This window comes from Pseudooceanicola lipolyticus, from assembly GCF_002786325.1.
Lineage (GTDB): Bacteria > Pseudomonadota > Alphaproteobacteria > Rhodobacterales > Rhodobacteraceae > Pseudooceanicola_C > Pseudooceanicola_C lipolyticus.
This window is the reverse complement of sequence record NZ_PGTB01000181.1, coordinates 1-6,873: the sequence shown is the minus strand read 5'-3', so window position 1 is coordinate 6,873 and position 6,873 is coordinate 1. Positions and strand designations below refer to the sequence as shown.

The window sequence follows — 6,873 nt, the reverse complement described above, 5'->3', positions numbered from 1 at the left end:
GGTGGAGCGCGCCAGCGCCGCGCAGCGCGCCTGGGCCGCGCGGCCACTGGCCGAGCGGATCGAGTTGGTAATGCAGGGCGTCGCCCGGCTGGGCGAGATGAATGACGAGGTGGTGCCGGAACTGGCCCGCATGATGGGCCGCCCGGTGCGCTATGGCGGCGAATTCGGTGGGGTGAACGAACGCGCCTCTTATATGGCGCAAATCGCCGAACAGGGGCTGGCCCCGATCGAGGTCGAGGACAGCGGAAAATTCCGCCGGCTGATCCGGCGCGAGCCGCATGGCGTGGTGCTGATCATCGCGCCGTGGAACTATCCCTACATGACCGCGATCAATGGCGTCGCGCCGGCGCTGATCGCCGGCAACGCGGTGATCCTGAAACATGCCACCCAGACGCTGCTGGTGGGCGAGCGCATGGCGCGCGCCTTCCATGCGGCCGGTGTGCCCGAGGAGGTGTTCCAGAACCTGTTTCTGGGCCACGACACCACCGCGCAGCTGATCGCCGCCAAATCCTTTGGCTTCGTCAATTTCACCGGCTCGGTCGGGGCCGGGCAGGCGATCGAACGGGCCGCCGCCGGAACCTTCACCGGGCTGGGGCTGGAACTGGGCGGCAAGGATCCGGGCTATGTCATGGAGGATGCCGATGTGCAGGCCGCCGCCGACACGCTGATCGACGGGGCGATGTTCAATTCCGGCCAGTGCTGCTGTGGCATCGAACGGATTTACGTGCATGAAGCCCTGTTTGACGATTTCCTCGCCAAGGCCGTGGACATCGTCAAGGGCTACCGGCTTGGCAACCCGCTGGACCCCGAAACCACCCTTGGCCCGATGGCGCACAAGCGCTTTGCCGATCTGGTGCGCGCGCAGACCGAGGCGGCCGTCGCGGCGGGGGCCACCCCGCATATCCCGGTGTTCGACAGCGATGATGGCGGCACCTACCTGACGCCGCAGATCCTCACCGATGTCAGCCACGACATGCGGGTGATGCGCGAGGAAAGCTTTGGCCCGGTGGTCGGCATCATGCCGGTCACTTCCGATGCCGAGGCGCTGGCGCTGATGAATGACAGTGAATTCGGCCTCACCGCCTCGCTCTGGACGCAGGATCCGGACCGGGCCGAGGCGCTGGGCGCGCAGATCGAAACCGGCACCGTGTTCATGAACCGCGCCGATTACCTCGACCCGGCCCTGTGCTGGACCGGCTGCAAGAGCACCGGCAAGGGCGGGTCGCTGTCGCTGATCGGCTATCACAACCTGACCCGGCCGAAATCCTACCATCTGAAGAAGGTGACGACATGACCCTGACGGGCAACTGGTCCTATCCGACCGCACTGAAATTCGGCGCCGGGCGCATCGCCGAACTGGCCGAGGCCTGCGTCGGCGCCGGCATCAAGAACCCGCTGCTGGTGACCGACCGGGGGCTGGCGGGGCTGCCGATCACCGCACAGGCGCTCGACATTCTCGACGCTGCCGGGCTGGGCCGCGCGATGTTTTCCGAGGTCGACCCGAACCCGAACGAAAAGAACCTGGCCGCCGGGCTGGAGGTGTACCGGGCCGGGGGCCATGACGGGGTGATCGCCTTCGGCGGCGGCTCGGGGTTGGACCTGGGCAAGATGGTCGCCTTCATGTCGGGCCAGACCCGCCCGGTCTGGGAGTTCGAGGATATCGGCGACTGGTGGACGCGGGCCGACCCGGCCGGCATCGCGCGGATCATCGCGGTGCCGACCACTGCCGGGACGGGCAGCGAGGTGGGGCGCGCCAGCGTCATCACCAATTCCGAAACCCATGTGAAAAAGATCATCTTCCACCCCAAGGTGCTGCCCAGCGTGGTGATCTGCGACCCCGAATTGACCGTTGGCATGCCCAAAGCGATCACGGCCGGCACCGGCATGGATGCCTTTGCCCATTGTCTCGAAGCCTATTGTTCGCCGCATTACCACCCGATGAGCCAGGGCATCGCGCTGGAAGGCATGCGGCTGGTCAACACCTATCTGCCGCGTGCCTATGACGATGGCGGCGACCTCGAGGCACGCGCGCACATGATGAGCGCGGCGGCCATGGGCGCGGTGGCGTTCCAGAAAGGGCTGGGCGCGATCCACGCGCTCAGCCATCCCATCGGCGCGGTCTACAACACCCATCACGGCACCACCAACGCGGTGGTGATGCCCGCGGTGCTGGCCTTCAACCGCCCGGCCGTGGCCGAGCGGCTGGAGCGCGCGGCGGCCTATCTGGGCATCGCCGGTGGCTTCGACGGCTTCTGTGCCCATGTGCTGGACCTGCGGGCGCGGCTGGGCATCCCCGAGAAACTGTCGCAGATGGGCGTCGGCAGCGACCGCATCGACGAACTGACGGCCATGGCGCTGGAGGATCCCAGCGTCGGCGGCAACCCGGTGGCGATGACGCCGGAGAACACCAAGGCGCTGTTCCAGGCGGTGATCTGACCTGCGGAACAGCGGCGGTCCCGGACATTCATGCCCCCGCCAGCGGCAGCGCGGCGGGGGCATGGGCCGGCTGTTGTGGCGCCGGGGAAGGACAGTTCCCCTTGCCAAGCCGGCCGGTATTCCGCACTCTCACGCGACGCGAGAGGGAGAGCGCCGCATGTTCATCGTCCATCACCTCAACAATTCGAGGTCGCAGCGCATTCTGTGGCTGCTGGAAGAGCTGGAACTGAACTATGACCTGCGCAGATATGAACGCGATGCGGTGACCAACCTCGCGCCGTCCGAATTGGCCTCGGTACACCCGCTGGGCAAGGCGCCGGTGCTGGAACATAACGGCCGGCGCATCGCCGAAAGCGGCGCGATCGTCACCTATCTGTGCCACCGCCACGGCCGCCACCTGGTGCCTCGGGTGCAAAGCGATGCCTACACCACCCATCTGGAGCTGATGCATTTCGTCGAAGGCTCGGCGATGTTGCCGGTGGTGCTGTCGCTTTATCTTGGTCGGCTGGGCGAGGCCGGCGCGCCGCTGCGCCCGCGGGTGCAGCAGCAGCTGGACAGCCATTTCGCCTATATGGAGCGGATGCTGCGCCCGTCGGGGCATTTCGTGCTGGACGACCTGTCGGCGGTCGACATCATGATGAGCTTTCCGGCCGAAATCGCCATCAAGCAGGGGCGCGGCGATGTGCTGCCCAAGCTGAAACAGTTCGTCGAAAAGATCCACGCCCGCCCGGCCTGGCAGCGGGCGATGGAACGCGGCGGCGCCTACAGTTTCGCGTGACCTGCGCCGCACCCCGCAATGCCTGAGGCGCGGGCTTGAGTTTCGCGCGCGGGCTCCTAATCTCGCCGAACCGAAACCTGACCGGATCCAGGACGTGATCGCAATCGATGTCCCGATGCCTCAGAAACCACCGACGCAGACGGTGGTGGACATGCTGCGCGAGGTGGCGCGCCGGGCGCCCGCGCGCGAGGCGCTGGTCTGTGGCGCCACCCGCCTCAGCTGGTCGGAGCTTGACGCGCGGGTGAACCGCGTGGCCAACGCGCTGCTGGCGCGCGGCTTGGGGCGGGGCGACAACATCGCGGTGCTCTCGCCCAATTCGGTGGCCTATGCCGAACTGTTCCTCGGCATCCTGCGCGCCGGCGCCTGTGTTACCCCGTTGTCGACCATGGCTTCGGCCGAGGCGCTGGAAAAGATGCTGGCCGATTGCGATGCGAAGGCGTTGTTCCTGGCCGATACATATCGCGGCCTCGCCTCGGCCTTCCTGCCGCGCTATGGCGGCCTCAAGGTCGCGATCGATTTCGACGCGCCCGGATTCGAGGCCTACGCGGCGATGTGCGCCGAGGCCGCCGCGACCGATCCGCAGGTGCCTGTTGGCCTGGGTGATGCCTTCAACCTGATCTATTCCTCGGGCACCACCGGCACACCCAAGGGCATCCTGCACGATCACCGGATGCGCGCGGCCCAGATGGACCGGGTGAGCGCCAATGAATACGATGCCGATGCGCGCACGCTGCTGTCCACGCCGCTTTATTCCAACACCACGATCGTGTCCTTCCTGCCGACGCTGGTGGGCGGCTCGACCGTGGTGCTGATGGAGAAATTCGACGCCCGCGCCTATCTGCAACTGGTCCAGGCCGAACGCATCACCCATACGATGCTGGTTCCGGTACAATACAAGCGGATCATGGAGGTGGCCGATTTCGACCGCTTCGACCTGTCGTCGATGCGGTTCAAATTCTCCACTTCAGCGCCGCTGCGTGCCAAGCTGAAGGCGGATGTGCTGGCACGGTTTCCCGGCAAGCTGGTGGAATATTACGGCCTGACCGAAGGTGGCGGCGTCACCGTTCTGGTGGCGGACGAGCATCCCGACAAGCTGCACACGGTGGGCCAGCCGGCGCCCGGTTGCCAGATCCGCCTGATCGACGCGGCCGGGCGCGAGGTTGCGCCGGGACAGCTCGGCGAGATCTGCGGCCGCAGCCCGACGATGATGGCGGGCTATTACGGCCGCGACGACCTGACCGCCGAGTTTATCTGGCGCGATGCCCAGGGTCGCGCCTATTTCCGCTCGGGCGATATGGGGGCCTTCGATGCCGACGGCTTCCTGGTGCTGTCGGACCGCAAGAAAGACATGATCATCTCGGGCGGGCTCAACATCTATGCCAATGACCTGGAGCTGGCCCTGCTGGCCGACCCAGACGTCACCGATGCCGCGGTGATCGCCATCCCGTCCGAGCAATGGGGTGAAACCCCGCTGGGCCTGGTGGTGCTGCGCGCCGGGGCCACGCGCGCGGCCGCGGCGATCTGCGCCGCCGCCAATGCCCGCCTGGGCAAGGCCCAACGCCTGGCCGGGGTCGAGATCCGCAGCGATCTGCCGCGCAGCTCGATCGGCAAGATCCTCAAACGTGAGCTGCGTGCGCCCTATTGGGACGTGCCGGGACAATAACCGCCGGTCGCGACGCGAACCGACATCAGCTTGGGAAAATCAGATGAACGGAGCCGAAAGCCTGATCCGCAGCCTGATCGCCAGCGGGGTCGATACCTGTTTCACCAATCCCGGCACCTCCGAGATGCACTTTGTCGCCGCGCTGGATCATGTGCCGGGCATGCGCTCGGTGCTGGCGCTGTTCGAAGGCGTGGCCACCGGTGCCGCCGACGGCTATTACCGGATGACCGGCAACCCGGCCTGCACCTTGCTGCATCTGGGCCCCGGGCTGGCCAACGGCTTGGCCAACCTGCATAACGCCAAGAAGGCCGGATCGGGTATCGTCAATATCGTCGGCGAACATGCCGAAAGCCATCTGGCGCTGGACGCGCCGCTGAAATCCGACATCCAGGGGCTGGCGCGTCCGATGTCGCATTGGGTGCACAGCGCGACCTCTGCTGCCGAGGTGGGCCGTGACGGCGCCGCCGCGGTCACCGCGGCGCGCACCGCACCGGGCCAGATCGCCACGCTGATCCTGCCCTCGGACACCGCCTGGAGCGAGGGCGGCCCGGTTGTCACCGCCGAACCGCCCGCGCCACGCGCCACGGTTCCGTCAGAGGCCGTCGTGGCGGCGGCGCGGGCGCTGAGCGGCCCGCGCACGCTGTTGTTGCTGGGCGGGCAGGCGCTGACTGCGGCAAACCTCGACCACGCCGGGCGAATCGCCGCCAAAACCGGCTGTGCCCTGCTGTCGGAATGGTCCAACGCGCGGCTGGAACGCGGGGCAGGGCGGGTCAGCATCGGGCGCATCCCCTATCCGATCGACCAGGCGCTGCAGGTGCTGGAGCCCTTCGACCGGATCGTGCTGGTCGGTGCGCGCCCGCCGATCGGCTTTTTCGCCTATCCCGGCAAGCCCGCGCGCCTGACCCGGCCCGATGCCGAGATCATCGACCTGGCCGACTGGGCCGCCGACCTGGATGCGGTCTTGGACGGGCTGGAACAGGAGGCCGGCGCCGCCGGGACCACGCCGCTGGGCCTTGCCGAGGCGGCCGAACTGCCGGTGCCCACCGGCGCGCTGACGCCCGAGACAATCGGCGCGGCGCTGGGCGCGACAATCCCGGAAAATGCCATCGTGATCGACGAGGCAGTGACCACCGGGCGCAGTTTCTTCCCGGTCACCGCGGGCGCGCCGCCACACAGCTGGATCAACAATCGCGGCGGCTCCATCGGCTACAGCCTGCCGGTTGCAATCGGTTGCGCGCTGGCCTGCCCCGACCGCAAGGTGCTGGCCCTCAGCGGCGACGGCAGCGCAATGTACACGCCGCAAGCGCTCTGGACCATGGCGCGCGAGGGGCTGGACGTGACCGTGCTGATCTTTGCCAATCGCAGCTACCAGATCCTGCGCGGCGAGCTGACCAATGTGGGAGTGCAGAATCCAGGTCCGAAAGCGCTGGACATGTTGTCGCTGGATCGGCCGGCGATCGACTGGGTTGGCCTGGCCAAATCGCTTGGGCTGGAGGCGTATCGCGTCGACGAGGCCGGCGCCCTGACCAAGGCAATCGAGACCGGCCTGGCCCTCGACGGCCCGGTGCTGATCGAAGTGGTGATGTAAGCGCCAAGCCGCCAAAGGCGCGACCCCGGAGCCGTGTCCGGGGTCCAGGTACTAACCGCGCTTGTGGCCTACCGCTTGCGGTCGCGCCGCGAGCTCATCGGCTGGAAGGCGACGCCCACATGGGCCTCGCAATAGGGCTTGCCCGCCTGCACCGGCAGGCCGCAGAACCAGAAATCCTCGGTCGCCGGGTCGCCGACCGGCCATTTGCAGGTCCGCTCGGTCAATTCCATCAGGCTGATCTTCTTGGCTTTCTTCTCGACCTCGTTGACCTTGGCCAGCGCCTCGGGGCTGATCTCGTTGGCCGAGGGCTGCGGCGGCAGCGGCTGTCCCGCCGGAATGATCTGGCGCCGCGCCGGCACCGCCGGCTTGGCGTCGGACTCGGGCGCAGCCGGGCGCGCGGCCTCGGTT

The 6,873-nt window shown here is 67.5% G+C and carries 6 protein-coding genes; 5 read left to right on the top strand and 1 reads right to left on the bottom strand.

The window, feature by feature from the left end:
- From CVM52_RS22265 to CVM52_RS22245, 5 genes are all read left to right on the top strand, one after another.
- A partial coding sequence (locus CVM52_RS22265; RefSeq protein WP_100164572.1) for an aldehyde dehydrogenase family protein occupies positions 1-1,294 on the top strand: 1,294 nt, incomplete at its 5' end.
- Complete coding sequence (locus CVM52_RS22260) at positions 1,291-2,436, top strand: iron-containing alcohol dehydrogenase (protein ID WP_100164571.1); 1,146 nt, start codon at positions 1,291-1,293, stop codon at positions 2,434-2,436. The genes CVM52_RS22265 and CVM52_RS22260, both read left to right, overlap by 4 nt.
- Before the next feature lie 157 nt (positions 2,437-2,593).
- A complete protein-coding gene (locus CVM52_RS22255) occupies positions 2,594-3,214 on the top strand; it encodes a glutathione S-transferase family protein (RefSeq protein ID WP_100164570.1) in 621 nt (206 codons plus the stop codon).
- 94 nt (positions 3,215-3,308) lie between these two features.
- Positions 3,309-4,877 carry a class I adenylate-forming enzyme family protein gene (locus CVM52_RS22250; RefSeq protein ID WP_100164569.1) on the top strand — a complete coding sequence of 523 codons (1,569 nt, stop codon included), beginning with the start codon at positions 3,309-3,311 and terminating at the stop codon, positions 4,875-4,877.
- A gap of 43 nt (positions 4,878-4,920) precedes the next feature.
- Entirely contained in the window at positions 4,921-6,465 is a 1,545-nt protein-coding gene (locus CVM52_RS22245; RefSeq protein ID WP_100164568.1) for an acetolactate synthase large subunit, read from the top strand.
- Between the two features lie 68 nt (positions 6,466-6,533).
- On the opposite strand, the gene CVM52_RS22240 is transcribed toward CVM52_RS22245, so the two are convergent.
- On the bottom strand, positions 6,534-6,873 hold a 340-nt coding region (locus tag CVM52_RS22240), incomplete at its 5' end, for a GcrA family cell cycle regulator (protein ID WP_276308656.1).